This is a genomic window from Massilibacteroides vaginae, assembly GCF_900178525.1.
GTDB lineage: Bacteria > Bacteroidota > Bacteroidia > Bacteroidales > Tannerellaceae > Massilibacteroides > Massilibacteroides vaginae.
The window spans coordinates 683,601-700,929 of the sequence record NZ_FXDJ01000008.1 but is presented as its reverse complement, the minus strand read 5'-3'; the positions used below and the strand labels follow the sequence as shown (position 1 = coordinate 700,929).

Annotated in this window: 11 protein-coding genes; 5 read left to right on the top strand and 6 right to left on the bottom strand. The window is 40.9% G+C overall.

What is annotated here, in order from left to right; translation table 11 throughout:
• Window positions 1-105: 105 nt before the first annotated feature.
• On the bottom strand, window positions 106-2,820 hold the full coding sequence (locus B9Y81_RS08205; RefSeq protein WP_085536492.1) for a TonB-dependent receptor: 2,715 nt from the start codon (window positions 2,818-2,820) through the stop codon (window positions 106-108).
• 275 nt (window positions 2,821-3,095) lie between these two features.
• Between B9Y81_RS08205 and B9Y81_RS08200 the strand changes: the two genes are divergently transcribed.
• Together B9Y81_RS08200 and guaA are read left to right on the top strand one after the other, a co-directional pair.
• On the top strand, window positions 3,096-3,716 hold the full coding sequence (locus tag B9Y81_RS08200; RefSeq protein WP_085536491.1) for an OmpH/Skp family outer membrane protein: 621 nt from the start codon (window positions 3,096-3,098) through the stop codon (window positions 3,714-3,716).
• A gap of 83 nt (window positions 3,717-3,799) precedes the next feature.
• Window positions 3,800-5,320 carry a glutamine-hydrolyzing GMP synthase gene (gene guaA / locus B9Y81_RS08195; RefSeq protein ID WP_085536490.1) on the top strand — a complete coding sequence of 507 codons (1,521 nt, stop codon included), beginning with the start codon at window positions 3,800-3,802 and terminating at the stop codon, window positions 5,318-5,320.
• 73 nt (window positions 5,321-5,393) lie between these two features.
• Here the strand turns inward: guaA and B9Y81_RS08190 are convergent, their stop codons facing one another.
• From B9Y81_RS08190 to B9Y81_RS08180, 3 genes are all read right to left on the bottom strand, one after another.
• Complete coding sequence (locus B9Y81_RS08190; RefSeq protein ID WP_085536489.1) at window positions 5,394-6,338, bottom strand: ribose-phosphate pyrophosphokinase; 945 nt, start codon at window positions 6,336-6,338, stop codon at window positions 5,394-5,396.
• Window positions 6,339-6,443: 105 nt separating this feature from the next.
• Window positions 6,444-8,126: an alpha-amylase family glycosyl hydrolase gene (locus tag B9Y81_RS08185; protein ID WP_085536581.1), complete on the bottom strand. Its 1,683-nt coding sequence runs from the start codon at window positions 8,124-8,126 to the stop codon at window positions 6,444-6,446.
• A 249-nt stretch (window positions 8,127-8,375) separates the two neighbouring features.
• Window positions 8,376-9,140 (bottom strand): BACON domain-containing protein, encoded by a 765-nt coding sequence (locus B9Y81_RS08180; RefSeq protein ID WP_085536488.1) that lies wholly within the window; start codon window positions 9,138-9,140, stop codon window positions 8,376-8,378.
• A 343-nt stretch (window positions 9,141-9,483) separates the two neighbouring features.
• Here B9Y81_RS08180 and B9Y81_RS08175 point away from each other — a divergent pair, with 343 nt between their 5' ends.
• Together B9Y81_RS08175 and B9Y81_RS08170 are read left to right on the top strand one after the other, a co-directional pair.
• On the top strand, window positions 9,484-11,097 hold the full coding sequence (locus B9Y81_RS08175) for an ABC-F family ATP-binding cassette domain-containing protein (RefSeq protein WP_085536487.1): 1,614 nt from the start codon (window positions 9,484-9,486) through the stop codon (window positions 11,095-11,097).
• A 71-nt stretch (window positions 11,098-11,168) separates the two neighbouring features.
• Complete coding sequence (locus tag B9Y81_RS08170) at window positions 11,169-13,088, top strand: LTA synthase family protein (RefSeq protein WP_085536486.1); 1,920 nt, start codon at window positions 11,169-11,171, stop codon at window positions 13,086-13,088.
• 7 nt (window positions 13,089-13,095) lie between these two features.
• Here the strand turns inward: B9Y81_RS08170 and B9Y81_RS08165 are convergent, their stop codons facing one another.
• Window positions 13,096-14,943: an ABC transporter ATP-binding protein gene (locus B9Y81_RS08165; protein ID WP_085536485.1), complete on the bottom strand. Its 1,848-nt coding sequence runs from the start codon at window positions 14,941-14,943 to the stop codon at window positions 13,096-13,098.
• Window positions 14,944-15,092: 149 nt separating this feature from the next.
• On the opposite strand from B9Y81_RS08165, the gene B9Y81_RS08160 reads away from it, so the two are divergent.
• Entirely contained in the window at window positions 15,093-15,590 is a 498-nt protein-coding gene (locus B9Y81_RS08160) for a radical SAM-associated putative lipoprotein (protein ID WP_085536484.1), read from the top strand.
• Between the two features lie 83 nt (window positions 15,591-15,673).
• On the opposite strand, the gene groL is transcribed toward B9Y81_RS08160, so the two are convergent.
• Complete coding sequence (groL, locus tag B9Y81_RS08155) at window positions 15,674-17,314, bottom strand: chaperonin GroEL (protein ID WP_085536483.1); 1,641 nt, start codon at window positions 17,312-17,314, stop codon at window positions 15,674-15,676.
• Window positions 17,315-17,329 lie beyond the last annotated feature (15 nt).

Here is a 17,329-nt window from a genome sequence, read left to right as displayed (position 1 = left end):
TTCTATATCTGTGGTAAAGTTTTTCTATATCTGTAGAAAAAGGAAAATATCCTTTATATTTTCTTTTGTGTCGCTATTAAAAGAGAAAAACATTATAAGGTGTTTTTAAAAGTTGTACGATGCACCGATTTCCAACGCCGTATTGGTTTTGTAGCTTTCCACGGTTTCCTCTATCCCGGTAGAAACGACTTCCTGACGGAATTTGATGGTGGAACTTAAAATATTTCTGGCTTGAAACTTAAAACTGAGCCTTGAGTTAAGCGCATAACCGGCGTTGAAATCAAGGGTGTGACGAGTTGTTTCTTTTATATTACCCAGTGTGTTAATACCCACTGTGTAGATACGTGGACCTTGTAGGTTGTAAAGCAATGTAAGTGTCAGGTTGTTTCCTCCTTCAAAGGCCGGAGCATAGGTTAGGTCTGCGTTTGCCAGATAAGGAGATGCCCCCTGAAGCGCACGTTTTTTATCGGTATAAACTCCGTCTTCGGGTAGTTTTACCTGTGTGTACATCCAGGAAATATTTGCTCCGGCACGCCATTCGGACGTGAAAGTTTTGCGTATTTCTGCTTCCAATCCCATCGCGGTTCCTTCTCCGGCATTGAGAAAGGAGTGAACTGCAGAACCTCCGGCCACTTCCTGTACGCGTTCAATAGGCGAATCTAAATGTTTATAATATCCGGTTACGGAGTACATGCTGCCTGTTCCCGAAATATATTCATAGCGAAGATCCAGGTTGAGATCATATCCGTTTTGTAACGCGTCGTTACCCCGTATGGAAGCACTTCCGTAAGATTCCTGATAGAGGAAAGGAGCCATTTCGATGAACTGCGGACGGGTTACAGTGCGTGATGCTCCGAATCGTAACGCCTGGTTGCTGTCTATTACATACTTGATGTTCAATGCCGGAAGAATATCGTTTGAATTGAGTTCGGTGTATTTCTCCTGTGCAGCATCGTTCCAGTATCTAACCCATTGGGTTGAGCGTTCGTATCTTACCCCCGCGTTAATCAGTACTTGTTCTACAGGGTAAAAGTCGGTTTCGGCAAAAGCCGCTATGATCTCACTTCCGGCGTAATAACTGAATTTGGGTTGTTGATTTTTGTCGATCACGATTGTTCCATTGGTAATGTTTTCCTGATTCAGGAATCCGTCTGTGTCGTAAAAATTATCAATCTGAGGGTTCAATTTACTGAGGTTGTAAAAGAAGCGTGTGGAAAAATAATCACGTTTTTTATTCAGGTAAGCCCCACCAAAACGAATCAGGTTCAGTTCGTTGAAATTGTATTTGAAACGCAGGTCGCCAATTCCCGCTTTTTCGTCTAATTCACCAAAGAAGCGCATTGTTTCCTGTTTATTCAGTTTAAACAACACTAACTCTCCGTTGTCTTTACGAAGAAACATGACTTGTCTTCTGTCCGGTTCATCGCTGGCGGTTACACCGTATCCGCCATTCCAGTTGATTGTCCATTTTCCGAAAATATGCTCACCGTCCAGCTGGTTGTTGATTAGGCTATAGAGATGATACACACTATTGCTACCCTCTAAATTATTCCCTTCGGAGTCAAACCCAACGCGCGACTTATAAGTATCGTCTGTCAACCGGGAGTAAAAGAAATTATAGCGAATCCGATTTGTGTTAGCGAATTGATAGCCTAAACCAATCAGGGCAGACGCTTTTGTCTGGTAGGCGAAGTTGTTTGACGTAAACTCATTCAGTTGGGTTCCTTGTGCTGTTAGCGTGGTTACGTATGCGCCTAACCGGGTTTCGTAATCATTACTTACACCTAATGCGCCGATCAGGTTCAGCTTATTTCCGCTTCCTGTATCCCATGATTTACCAAAAGATAAACCTACGCTTAACTCCGGAAGCGCTTGTTTTTTATGTGTAGAAAATTCCCCGTCAAACGGATTTTGCTGTTTCGAATACGCGATAAAATCTTTAGACGACATGTTCTTAATCGCTTGCGGCAGATTCTTGATGCGCAACCCTCCGGATTTGTCGGAGTAGCGAAAGTTGTTAAAGGTTGTGTTGAGTCTTCCTCCGGTTGATAGCGATACATTCAAATAATCTTTTCCCGGATTTTCTTTTGTGGCAATATCGATATGCGCTCCGGCATAGTCTGCAAAAGTAGACGCCTGAAAAACCTTACTTACCGTAATGTTCTGTACGATAGAAGACGGGAAGAGATCTAAAGGAATCAGTTTATTGTCTGGGTTGGGTGAGGCGATAACCAAACCGTTCATCGTGGTAATGCTGTAACGATCGCCCAGTCCGCGAACAAAAAGCTGTCCGTTGCCGGTCATTGAAATACCGGAAAGTTTCCTCACCCCATCGGCTACATTCGAAATGCCTTTCACGCTCATTTCTCTGGCTCCAAGATGCTCTACGGAAACAGACGCTTTCTGTCGTTCAAGCATCAATACGTTTTCACTTTCTTTGTTTTTTCTGCCCACCACCACTACGTTTTCAAGCTCTAATCCGGCATCATTTAATTCAAATCGTATAACCGCCTCCTGCTGCGTAACAACCGGTACGTCGGTTTTTATTTCTGTTTGGTAGGATACATAAGAAGCAGACACACTATAGACTGCCCCCGATTTAAGCCCGTCGATTCTGAAATTACCATCGATATCGGTGATAGCTCCAATTGTAGTTCCGGCTATCAGAACTGAAGCACCGATTAAAGGTTCTTTCATTTTTGCATCAAACACAGTACCGCAGATCGTACCCGTTTGCGCATAAATAGCGAATGATAGTGTAATCCCTGTAATAAATAAATAAAGTTTTCTAACTAAGTTATTTCTGTAAATCGTTCTCATTCCTCACTAAATATTATTATTGATCCTATTGTAAGAATACGGAGCAAAAGTAGACGGCGGATATTTCAAGCCGGTTTAAAAGGCGTCACAATGACGTGTAACTTGTGTTACTTTTATGTTAAGGAGGAAACGCAGACCTATAAAAAGTGGAAAAAGAGGAGTTTAAGATTGCCAATTAAGATAAAGTATACTAAATTCGCTTACAAAATGCAATAAGATATTGAAACTCGTTCGTAATCCATTACTTTTGTGTCCGGAATGAATGTCGGTGATTTATGACTCATAATACAATAAATTATATTATAAATGGGGTTTTGGCTGTAGGAATAATACTTTTATTTATTCTTCAGATCGGGAATAAACACAAAAATGTTGTTTATCCTGACCAGTCTGATGAGCCGCAAGATTCCGTCTCTATACTTTCTTTCGCGTATATTAATGTAGACTCTTTATTGCTGAAATATTATCTGGCAATGGATCTGCGTAGTCAACTCCTTGTAAAGGAAGAAAACTCCCGGTCGATTATCACGCAACGAGTACGTGATCTGGAACAGCAGATGAGACGATACAAACAACGATTAGAAGAAAACCCATTTCTTCCACGCGAACAATCCGATTTAGAATACAGGCAGATACTACAACGTCAACATGACGTTTATAACCTGGAAAATCAACTATCCAAAGAGTTGAAAGAAGAGCAAGACCGTATCTACCTGCAATTATATGATTCTATTATCCAGCAAATCAAAAGGTATAATGAAACAAAGAAGATAAGTATATTCTTCAGTAATACAGGAGGGGATAACATCCTTTATGCCAAAGATTCTTACAATGTAACACAAGAAGTGATTGATTATCTGAATAAAAAATTCACTACGCCTGCGTTGCAGGAATAAGTTTCATAAAATAGGAATCCCTGCCCGACGAATAATATTTTTATTACTACCTTTGCGCTACTCAATTAAATACTGTACATCGCATGCACGAGAAAATTATCATTCTTGATTTTGGCTCGCAAACGACACAACTTATCGGCCGTAGGGTGCGTGAGTTGAATACTTATTGCGAGATTGTTCCTTACAACAAATTTCCACATGATGCAACAGATGTTAAGGGGGTTATTCTTTCCGGAAGCCCTTATTCTGTTTATGATGCAAACGCTTTTAAAACTGACCTGACGGAGATTCGTAGTAAGTATCCGGTGTTAGGAATTTGTTATGGTGCACAATTTTTAGCCTATACTTCCGGCGGAAGTGTAGAATCGGCAAATTCACGCGAATATGGACGTGCCAAACTAACCTTCGCTGATAGTGACGACCGGTTATTTAAAGGTATAACTTCGGGTGCACAAATATGGATGTCTCATGGAGATACCATCACTTCTTTGCCGGCATCATTCAACGTTATTGCCAGCACAGATGATGTAAAGGCAACCGCTTATAAAATTGAAGGAGAGGAAACATGGGGTGTTCAATTTCACCCGGAAGTATTTCATACAACAAACGGAACTCAATTGTTGGACAACTTCCTTTCTATCTGTGGCTGTTCCAAAGACTGGACTCCGGCATCGTTTATTGAAGCGACTGTCGAAGAACTAAAAGAGCAACTTAAAGACGACAAGGTGATTCTTGCTCTTTCAGGTGGTGTTGACTCTTCGGTTACGGCTGTTCTTCTGAATAAAGCAATAGGTAAGAACCTGACCTGTATCTTTGTGGATCATGGTTTGTTACGTAAAAATGAATTCGAAAACGTTTTGCGTGATTACGAACATCTGGGACTAAATGTTATCGGAGTCAATGCGCGTGAGAAATTCTATTCCCGTTTGGCCGGTGTAACTGATCCGGAAGAGAAACGTAAAATCATTGGAAAAGGGTTTATCGACGTGTTTGACGAAGAAGCCCACAAGCTCAAAGACATTAAATGGTTGGGACAAGGTACGATCTACCCTGATGTGATCGAATCATTGTCAATAACCGGAACGGTGATAAAGAGCCATCATAATGTTGGTGGTCTGCCCGAAAAAATGCATCTGAAATTGGTTGAACCTCTTCGTCTGTTGTTTAAAGATGAAGTTCGCCGAGTAGGAACGGAGCTGGGAATGATGTCTCACCTGATTGCTCGCCATCCATTCCCCGGACCGGGCTTAGGCATTCGTATTCTGGGTGATATCACGGCAGAAAAGGTAAGCGTATTGCAAGAAGCCGACGACGTTTATATTTCTCTTTTACGTGAATGGGGGCTATACGACAAAGTATGGCAGGCAGGAGCAATTCTGTTACCGATCCGTTCAGTCGGTGTAATGGGAGATGAGCGTACCTACGAAAATACAATCGCCTTACGTGCTGTTACTTCTACAGACGCGATGACGGCCGATTGGGCTCAACTTCCTTATGATTTTCTTGCTAAGGTATCAAACGAGATAATCAATAAAGTGAAAGGGGTGAACCGCGTTGTTTATGACATCAGTTCTAAACCACCCGCTACGATTGAGTGGGAATAATTAAAATAAAAAAGCGAGGCTGTCTGATTAAATTCGGACAGCCTCGCTTTTTTTATGTGAAAAAATCAACAGCTTACTTTATAGCATACAAAGAGCTGATCGATTCGTTATTGCATACACGGCGGATAGCTTTGGCAAACATATCAGCTACCGAAAGTACTTTCACCTTTTCGCATTTCTTTGAGTATGGGATTGAATCAGTAAAGATCATTTCTGTTAATGCGGATTGATCTACACGCGAAGAAGCCGGGTCAGACATAACCGCATGACTGGCTATTGCGCGAACAGAATTTGCTCCGTTTTCTAACATCAGGTTGGCTGCTTTTGTGATTGTACCACCGGTGTCTACCATATCATCTACCAGAAGAACATCCAGTCCGGTTACATCTCCAATTATGCGCATTTCTGCTACTTCATTGGCGCGTAAACGGGATTTGTGGCAAATAACCATCGGAAGTCCGAGGTATTTTGAATAACTGCTTGCGCGTTTTGTACCTCCTACGTCCGGTGTAGCTATACACAGGTTTTCTATATTCAATGAGCTATTAATATAGTCTAAGAATACAGAAGATGCATACAAGTGATCTACAGGAACATTAAAGAATCCTTGTATCTGGTCGGCATGCAAGTCCATTGTGATTAACCGGTTTATACCTGCAGTGCTCAACATGTCGGCAATTAGTTTTGCTCCGATTGAAACACGTGGCTGATCTTTCCTGTCTTGACGGGCCCAACCAAAATAAGGAATAACCGCAATGATTGAATGAGCCGAAGCACGCTTAGCAGCGTCAATCATAAGTAACAACTCCATCAGGTTGTCTGAGTTGGGGAATGTGGATTGAACCAAAAATACATCGCGTCCGCGAATAGACTCTTCATAAGAAACCGCGAACTCTCCGTCCGCGAAATGCTGAATGTTCATCTGTCCTAACGGACAACCAAGACTTAGGCAAATTTTCTCTGCAAGATAACGGGAATTACTTCCCGAAAACACCAAGAAAGGAGTTTGTGTACTCATTATTCCGAATATTTTCTTTAGAATGAATAAAGTTTAATTGTGTCGCAAAAGTACAAAACTTATTTGCAATATACTTGAAATACGAATACTTTCCTTTATGCAATATTAATTGTACCTAAATTTCAGTACTTTCCCCGACATCGGAGGCAGAATCATTTGATACGGACAGGCATCTGTCAGTGTTCCGATGAATTCATTTTCAGTAAATAAGTCCTTGACATTTGCCACTTTATTGTCCGGGATATTTAATAATGAAAAGGCATGCTGAGGGATATTTACACTTACAGTCTGTTCCTGTTGATCAAAATTTACGACTACCAAAAGCACCTCATTTTCATGTTTACGCAGAAATGCGTAGTGACGGTGTATGTTGAAGTGTTCATTATTCAGATTCGCATAAACAAGATCATGAAAAACACCCCGGCTTACCACTTTCTCTTTCGCAATGTCGTTTAATAGTTTTTTGTAGAATGATCGGAGTTTCTGTGCCTCTTCGGGCAGCTTATTGCTCAGCCATTCACGTACGGTGGTCATACTCCAGTAGTCGAAGATCGTTGTTCTGCCATCCGGTCCGCTGTAGCCTTCATCATCCATGCCCCGTTCGCCTAATTCCTGTCCGTTATAGATCATAACCGGATTGGTGTTCATTAAGGCGCAGACGATCATAGCGGGGATTGCCGCAAACCCGTTACCGGCGAAAAAGTCTGACGCGATACGCTGTTCGTCATGATTTTCCAAAAAGTTCAGCATGTTGTGTTGGATACCTTCAACCGACTTCCAGCAATCCGTTATCCGGCTTGCAGGCAGATTGCCCCAACCAATTTGCTTTAAGGTGTCATACAAACCAACCTTGTCGTACAAGTAATCAAACTTTCCATTTTGTATGTAGTTTCTATATTCAGCCGGGTTGTAGACCTCGGCAATGAAACATACGTCTCTTTGTGCTTTTACCTGTGGAATAACCCAATTCCAAAACTCTACCGGCACCATTTCCGCCATATCACATCGAAATCCGTCAACCCCTTTTTCAGTCCAGAATAGCAGTATTTCCAACATTTTTTTCCATGTTGACGGTATCGGATCGAATACCTGTCGCCTTTCGTTCATGAAGTCAATCCCGTAATTCAGCTTAACGGTTTCGTACCAATCGTTTTTGCCCGGCGTGGTGCTGAAGCAATCGTTTCCGGTTACTTTTGCCGGAAACTCGCTGTACTGAAAATCCTCTATTTGAGTTTGTGTGTCATATTTCAATACAAGTGAAAGGCCGGGTAAATAATAGAAATTGTTATTCGAGTCAAAAGCTTTGCTTAAATTATCGTGCTGACCCAAATCTTCGATAAAAGGAGGGCGAAGATCCGAATGGTACTCCCGGGAAACATGATTCGGAACGAAATCGATAATTACTTTTAAGCCTGCCTTATGCGTGCGGTTGATAAGCGCCTCGAACTCATCCATTCTTTTTTCAACATTATCCGCCAGATCCGGAGCTACGTCGTAATAGTCTTTGATAGCATACGGAGAACCCGCTTTGCCTTTTACCGTTGCTGAATGAGATGCAGGAATACCATATTCGGAATAATCTGTAACCGAAGCATGCCTAATTACCCCGGTGTACCAAATATGCGTAATCCCTAATCCCTTTATTTCTTTTAATACTTTGGTGGAAAATGCAGAAAACTTGCCAACACCATTCTCTTTTATGTTCCCATTTTTTATGAGGGTGGCATTCTTGTTTCCAAATAATCTTGGGAATGCCTGATAAACTACTGTTTTTACTGTCTCTTTCATTTTTCCTATTTTCATTTGTAAGGTTATTAATTTAAATTTACGAATTAAACCGATCCTTCAAATGTTATGTCCGGTGTTTTTTTGCTTAAGTGATAATTTTAATAAATCGTTTATTTGTCGTGATGCTTAATCATGCCATATCTATGAAAATTGATATGCATTTTCAAGCTCAAAAGTTATATATTGTACAAATACTTTGATTAATCATAACAAATATGCACTTTTTTTATCACATATCATAATAAAATCCTATAAAATACGGTTATAGCTGATAAGATTTCCTAAATAAGCTTTGTCGCTGATAAATGAATTGATAAACAGTTTTGTGTTTTCTACTTCGAAATAAGTAAAGCCTTTGATAGATAATTTTGCCGCTCTGAAAATAGACATGCTCGGAATCCTTACATAATCTTTTTCCGCAAGTTGTTGAATGCTTAATGTCTTTTTAATGTCTTCACTGCTGAATTCAATATCACCAAATCTGCTCTCAGCCGTGTTGTTTTCGGCAACCTTAAAAGTAAGAGTTTCCGAACCGGTGCCTGAAAAAGGCAAAGCTCTTACCCAAACGGGTTGTTTTGTTATTGTCCATTTTCTATTGGCGGTCAGTTCAATCCGGAATTGGTTTCCATCAACACCTACTCTTGCCTCCTCTACATCTAATTCAAGAAAAACTTCAGATTCTTTTAATCCTAATTGTTGTATTTGCAATGCCTGTGTTTTTTCTCCACAAGAAAAGATTAATGTTGTTTCGCGACTATTTTGTGCTTTATGTCCGGCTATATCAATTTTAATTTCAGTGTCTTTTCTTCCTGAAGTTGTATTCAAAAATACCCATTCAGGAATATCCGAAACAGACCAATCGCCACTGGCGGCTACATTAATAATTTCGCTTCCGCCTTTTGCATCCACCACAAATGATGTTTGGTCAAGGTTTACAAATACCGAATCATCGGTACAGGAGAAGCACAATAGGGTAAGCAATAGAAATAATAGGTAGAATTTGTAGTGTTTCATATCGTTTTTATTATCAGAGAATCAAAAATAGCGATTCGTTAAGAACTAACGGTCCGAATTATAGTATTAATATAAGGAATGCTTCCTATATTTCTGTTTTTATATTCTATATTTTCCTTTTTCCATATATGTGGAAAAAGCTTTCTATATATATGGAAAAACTTTTCTATATATATGGAAAAACAGTTCGACAATTGTGGAAAAACAAAATCATTACTACATAATAGAAAAAAGATACTATCTTTTTAAGTTTATAAAAGGAATGATAAAAGAAAGTGTTCGAGGCGTTTGCTTTATTTTTGCTAACTTTGCACCCTCAATTGGTAAATAACGAAATTATAGAATGATAACAGTAAATAATCTGGACCTTCAGTTTGGTAAAAGAGTTCTTTTTCAGGATGTCAACTTAAAATTCACTCCCGGAAACTGCTATGGCATAATTGGTGCTAACGGAGCCGGGAAGTCTACTTTTCTCCGTATCTTAAGCAAACAATTGGATCCGACAAGAGGAACTGTTTCTCTTGGTTCGGGCGAGCGTTTGTCTGTGTTGAGTCAGGATCACTTTGCTTTTGACGAGTATTCAGTACTCGATACAGTATTGATGGGACACACTACCCTTTGGGAAGTGATGAGTGAGAAAAATGAACTTTACGCTAAGCCTGATTTTAGTGATGAAGACGGAATTCGTGTATCGGAACTGGAAGAAAAGTTTACCGAGATGGAAGGCTGGAACGCGGAGAGTGATGCGGCAAGTTTGTTGAGCGGTCTCGGAGTGAGCGAAGAACTGCATTACAGCATCATGAAAGACCTGAGCGGTAAGCAGAAGGTACGCGTTTTGTTGGCGCGTGCGTTGTTCGGACAGCCGGATAACTTATTGCTCGATGAGCCGACCAACGACCTCGACCTTGAAACGGTAAGATGGCTCGAAGAATATCTTTCTAATTTTGAACATACCGTGTTGGTGGTTAGTCACGACCGTCACTTCCTCGACTCCGTATGTACACATACCGTAGATATCGACTTTAATAAATTGCAGTTGTTTGCCGGCAACTATAGCTTCTGGTATGAATCCAGTCAGTTAGCCCTTCGCCAGCAGCAACAACAGAATAAGAAAGCTGAAGAAAAGAAGAAGGAACTGGAAGAGTTTATCCGTCGCTTTAGTGCCAATGTGTCTAAATCAAAACAGACCACAAGCCGTAAAAAGATGATAGAGAAACTGAATATCGAAGAGATCAAACCGTCGTCTCGCCGCTATCCGGGAATTATTTTTACGCCTTCAAGAGAGCCGGGAAATCAGATTTTGGAAGTAAAGGGACTAACCAAGACTATTGATGGACAGGTGCTGTTTCAGGATTTAAACTTTAATGTTGAAAAGGACGATAAAATAGTGTTTATCAGTAGGGATCCTCGTGCGATGACAGCCTTTTTCCAAATCATTAACGGCGAAGAAAAAGCAGATGCAGGAACTTTTCAGTGGGGGCAAACAATCACGACGGCCTATTTGCCATTAGATAACGCGCGATTTTTTGAATCGGAATACAACCTGATCGACTGGTTAAGCCAGTTTGCCCAGGATACGAACGAAGTCTACCTGAAAGGTTTCCTCGGACGTATGCTTTTCTCCGGAGAAGAACTTCTGAAGAAGGTAAGTGTTTTGTCGGGAGGTGAAAAAATGCGTTGCATGATTTCCCGTATGATGCTGAAAGACGCGAATACGCTGATTTTGGATACACCGACCAACCATCTTGATCTGGAATCTATCCAGGCTTTCAATAATACATTGAAAACATTTAAAGGAAACGTACTCTTTTCCAGTCATGACCACGAATTTATTCAGACCGTGGCCAATCGTATTATCGAACTAACACCGAACGGTATTATCGATAAGATGATGGATTATGATGATTATATTACGGATCCTACGGTTCTGGAACTGAAACAACGATTTTATAAATAACACCGGATAGAGACGTATCAAAAGGTGCGTCTCTATCTTTTTTATGCCTCTTGGGCTCTTTGATTACGAGAATGAAAAAGAGAATATTATTCATCGTATGCGTATTTTTTTCCTGGATTGTTTTTTTTGCTGTCCAGAAACCATTATTTCTCCTTTACCATCACAATTTAGCCGAAACACATTCCTTTGCCGAATTTTTGCAGGTTGTATTAAACGGTCTTAAGTTGGACGCTGTGGTGGCGGGCTATCTGACAATTATACCACTTCTGCTGACTGTTGTTTCGGTTTGGTTCAGCGGAAAGATGATGCAACATGTACTTAAGGTTTATTTTGCTGTTGTAGGTGCGCTCGTTGCCTTGATATTCACTGTTGATGAGGCTTTGTACGGCTATTGGAATTTTAGATTGGATTCCACAATTTTCTTCTACCTGGAATCTCCTGAAAACGCGATGGCAAGTGTGCCGGTCTTTGCATTTATAATTCAATTCATAAAAACGGTTGTGTTCGGCACCGTAATCTACTGGTGGTTTAAACGCTTTGTCGTGCCGATGTTGCCCGTAGAGCCAACCAGGAAGAAATGGCAGACATTGTCTGTCTCTGTTCTATTGGGTGGGTTGCTGTTTATCGCGATTCGCGGAGGTGTAACTACTTCAACCGCGAATGTGGGGATGGTTTACTTTAGTAAAGATCAATTCTTGAACCACTCGGCCATTAATCCGTGCTTTAGTTTGTTAACGTCGTTGACCAAGCAACAGGATTTTTCGTCCGAATTTCAGTTTTTTCCGGAAGAAAAACGCAAGGCCTTGTTTGAAACGGTGTTTCCCGCTTTATCTCTTGCTATCCCGACCGAAAAGGAGGGTGCTGATCTGCTTTATACAGCCAATTCCCTACAAGCTGAAGATGACAGTAATGCCTCCTGTGAAAAATCAAGCAGCAAACTTTTGCGAACAGACAGACCGGATATTTTGATGGTCATCCTTGAAGGTTTTTCGGCTAATGTGGTTGAATCGACAGGTGGAGAAGCGGGTGTTACGCCCCATCTCGATCGCTTGAGCAAGGAAGGTGTGTTGTTCAAGAATATGTATGCCAGCTCATTTCGTACAGACAGAGGACTGGTTGCTGCCTTGAATGGCTATCTGGCACAGCCCACAACTTCAATTATGAAATATCCTTCGAAAAGTCAATCTCTACCTTCAATAGCAAAGAGTCTGCGAGCGGAAGGCTATAACACGGATGTTTTGTATGGTGGCGACATTAATTTTACCAATATGCGGAGTTTTTTCTTTAATTCCGGCTACAATAGTTTGATTGCCGACGTAGATTTCCCGATAGCCAACCGTTTAAGTAAATGGGGCGCGCACGATGATGTTACTTTTGACTATTTATATCAGGATATCGTTGATAAGCAAATAAAGCAATCTCCCTGGTTTTGTACATTTCTGACGCTAAGTAGTCATGAGCCGTTCAAGGTGCCTTATCAAAGGTTGGAACATCCTTATCTTAACTCAGTAGCATTTACGGATAGTTGCATCGGTCACTTTATCGATAAGATAAAAGCGACTCCGGTGTGGGATAATTTGTTGGTTGTTTTTGTTTCGGATCATGGTTTTCGTTATCCGGATACTTTTAAAGAGTATGAACCCGAACGTTATCATATTCCCTGCCTTTGGATTGGAGGAGCGATAAAGGAACCCGTGGTAGTTGATGAGCTGATCAGCCAGTCTGATTTGGCGGCAACACTGCTCGGTCAACTTGATATCGATAACAAAGACTTTGCTTTCAGCCGTGATTTCTTTACTCCCGATTACCCTAACTCAGTATTTTATACATTCAACAACGGTTTCGCCTTTATCGACAGCACCGGCGTGTCTATTTATGACAATGCTGCCGAAGTTCCATTATTAGAATCTCCGGCAGAAGGAAGTGCGGAACGTTTTGAAAAAGGTAAATCGGTTCTTCAAACCCTGTATCAGGATTTGGGGAAGAGATAATGAATGCTTAAAAACTCTGCATATCACATAACTTCTTGTAATAGCCATTCAGTGCAATCAAATCGTCGTGGCGTCCTTGCTCTACGATGCGTCCTTCGTGCATGACACAAATCACGTCGGCATTGCGGATGGTTGAGAGGCGGTGGGCAATAACGATTGTTGTCCGGTTGCGCATCAGCTTTTCGAGTGCGTCTTGAACTAAGCGTTCGGATTCAGTATCGAGCGCAGACGTAGCTTCGTCAAGGATAAGTACGGGCGGATTTTTCAGTATAGCCCGGGCAATACTGATACGCTGACGCTGCCCTCCGGATAATTTACCTCCGCGATCGCCTATGTTAGCGTTGTAACCTCCTTCGGTCTGGATAATAAACTCGTGGGCATTCGCAATGCGCGCAGCTTCTTCCACTTGCTCTAACGTGGCGCTTTCCACACCGAAAGCAATGTTGTTGTAGAATGTATCATTAAAAAGGATAGCCTCCTGATTCACATTGCCCATTAGCGAACGCAAATCATAAAGGCGAGCATCCCGTATATCCACACCATCCACGGTGATACTGCCTTTTTCTATATCATAGAAGCGGGGCAGGAGATCGACCATTGTGCTTTTACCGGAGCCGGATTGTCCGACTAAGGCTACTGTTTGTCCTTTTTTTATTTCCAGACTTACGTCTTTTATTATCCATTCGCTTTGGTATTTGAACCAAATGTTATTATAGGATATTTTTTCATTCAAACTGATCTGTTTCGGGCTTTCCGGATCGTTGATTGTGCTTTCAGCCATCAATATCTTGTCTACCCGCTGCATCGAAGCAAGCCCTTTCTGTATAGCATAAACAGCCTTGCTCAGATCCTTCGCCGGGTTAATGATGCTGTAAAAGATCACCAGATAATAAATAAAAGTAGCCGCGTCGATAGAGTTGCTGTTGCCGAGAATTAATGTTCCTCCGTACCATAATACAATTGCGATAGTAGCAGTACCCAAGAACTCACTCATCGGATGTGCCATCTGCTGGCGACGATAGATGCGATTGGTGATGTTTCTGAACTTATCGTTGCTTTCTTCAAAGCGTCTCTGGATTTTCTTTTCTGCGTTAAAAGCTTTTATAATGCGAAGTCCACCAAGGGTTTCCTCTATCTGACTCATCAATACACCCCATTGTTCCTGCCCTTCAAACGATTTTCGTTTCAGCTTCTTTCCGACTTGCCCCATCAGATAGCCTGCCACGGGCAGAAGTACCAATACAAAAATTGTCAGTTCCCAACTGATGATAAGCATCCCTGTCAGGTAGATAATGATCATGATCGGGTTCTTAAACAGCATATCCAGCGAACTCATAATCGAAGTTTCGATCTCATTCACATCTCCGGATACACGCGCGATAATGTCGCCCTTACGCTCTTCGGAGAAGAAACCTAAAGAAAGTTGGGTGATCTTTGTGTTTATTTGATTACGTATGTCGCGAACTACTCCCGTACGGATAGGAATCATAGTATAGAAAGCCAGATACATGGTCAGTACTTTCAGAAAAGTCATAACTACCAAAAACGCGCCTAACATAATCAGCGTAGACGATCCTCCGTAAGTTTCAATATAACTACTGATAAACCAAAAGAAATTATTTGAAGCGATACTGACTGTTTCTTTCATTGCTTCTACATTCGACAGGTTGAAAGACCATTCCATAAAACTGTAAACCTTATCATCCGTTTTAAATAAGATGTTAAGTATCGGAATAATCAGCATAAAAGAGAATAAATTCAATATAGCAGACGAAAAGTTGAATACAATATTCAATACTATAAATTTCTTGTAGGGAGGCACGAAGCGCCTAAGCACTTTTATGAAATCTTTCATGTAGAACAGTTCTTTTTTATTTGAGGCTGCAAGTTACGGAATATCCGGCGTTTTAATATATATCCTGCGAATCTTTCATTTTTTTACTGAAAGAGATGCAACATTTTGTATTCTTTTGCATCTTATCTATATGGACTAAGGTTTGAATAATGAAAATGACAGATCAAATATACATAAAAGGAAAATTTCTGTTGATCGGCGGGATTATTTGTTTATTAGGAGGTTTCAACTCCTGCTCATTAGGCGAAAATGATTTAGAGGAAGCCGCGTATGCGCAATATGGACGAGAAGGGGCACTATTCAGTGTGAAAGGAGAAGTTGTAACACCGAATAATCAACCCCTGGAAAATATTCTTGTTGAAATCCCCAATGATATTAATGATCCTCAGCCCTATCAGAAAGTAGAAGTAAGATATACAAATAAGAAGGGCGTTTTTGAGTGGGAGCGAAAAGCATTAGCGAAAGATCAAACATTCCGTTTTATCATCAAAGACATTGATGGAGATAAAAACGGAGGACATTTCAAAAATGATACGGTTGATGTAAAATTCTCGCTGAAGCAATTGGCAGAATCCGGAGGTAACGGTATTTGGGAATATGGTTCGGTATCAGAAAATATAAAGATAAAACTTAGCAGAAAAGAATAAAGAAGATGTTGATATGACTTGGATGAAAAAAGGTCCGGCAGTTTTTAATTGCCGGACCTTTTTATATTTCATGAAGAGGTTGATTACATCATACCGCCCATGCCGCCACCCATACCCGGGCCCATTGGAGGCATTGCTGGAGTATCTTCTTTCTTCTCAGCGATAACACATTCTGTAGTCAGGAACATACCAGCGATAGACGCAGCGTTTTCCAATGCTACACGAGTTACCTTAGCCGGGTCGATTACACCTGTAGAACACAAGTTTTCATATACATCTTTGCGAGCATTGTAACCGAAGTCACCTTTTCCTTCTTTTACTTTCTGAACAATAACAGCACCTTCTTTACCGGCGTTTTCAACAATCTGACGAAGAGGTTCTTCTATTGCGCGTTTAACGATTTCGATACCTGTAGTTTCATCGTCATTTTCACCTTTCAAGCCTTCCAATGCTTCGATAGCACGGATATAAGCAACACCACCTCCAGGAACAGTTCCTTCTTCAATGGCAGCACGTGTGGCACTTAACGCATCATCTACACGGTCTTTTTTCTCTTTCATTTCTACTTCTGAAGGAGCGCCTACATAAAGTACAGCTACACCGCCAGCCATTTTAGCTAAACGTTCCTGTAGTTTTTCTTTATCGTAGTCTGAAGTTGTATTTTCGATTTGAACTTTGATCTGGCCGATACGAGATTGAATAGCATCTTTGTCACCGGCACCGTTTACGATAGTTGTGTTGTCTTTGTTTACAGTCACTTTCTCTGCAGTACCTAACATATCAATAGTAGCTGCTTCAAGTTTCAAGCCTGTTTCTTCAGAAATAACAGTACCACCTGTTAGCACTGCGATATCTTCCAACATCGCTTTACGACGGTCTCCAAATCCTGGAGCTTTAACTGCACAAATTTTTAATGAACCACGCAGACGGTTAACTACCAATGTTGCCAATGCTTCGCTATCGATATCTTCAGCGATAATCAACATCGGACGACCTGATTGTACTGTTTGTTCAAGGATAGGAAGAAGCTCTTTCAATACGGAAATTTTCTTTTCGTAGATCAGAATATATGGATTTTCCATTTGAGCTTCCATCTTTTCTGTATCAGTTACGAAATAAGGAGAAATATAACCACGATCAAACTGCATACCTTCAACTACGTCTACTGTAGTTTCGGTACCTTTAGCTTCTTCTACTGTGATTACACCTTCTTTTTTTACTTTTCTCATAGCTTCTGCAATCAGCTTACCGATTGTTTCGTCGCCGTTAGCAGAGATTTTAGCTACATGTTCGATTTTATCAAGACTGTCACCTACAGCTTCTGCCTGATTTGCAATATGGTCTACAACTTTAGCAACTGCTTTATCGATACCACGTTTCAGATCCATAGGATTAGCTCCTGCGGTTACGTTTTTCAAACCTACACCGATAATTGATTGAGCCAATACTGTAGCAGTAGTAGTACCGTCACCGGCATTGTCATTTGTTTTAGACGCAACTTCCTTAACAAGCTGAGCACCCATATTTTCGAATGAGTTAGTGCATTCTACTTCTTTTGCTACGGTTACACCGTCTTTTGTGATGTGAGGAGCACCGAATTTCTTTTCGATAATCACATTACGACCTTTTGGGCCTAAAGTTATTTTTACAGCATTTGCCAATTCATCCACGCCTTTTTTTAGCAGGTCGCGGGCTTCCATATTAAACAAAATCTCTTTTGACATGATTTTTATACTTTT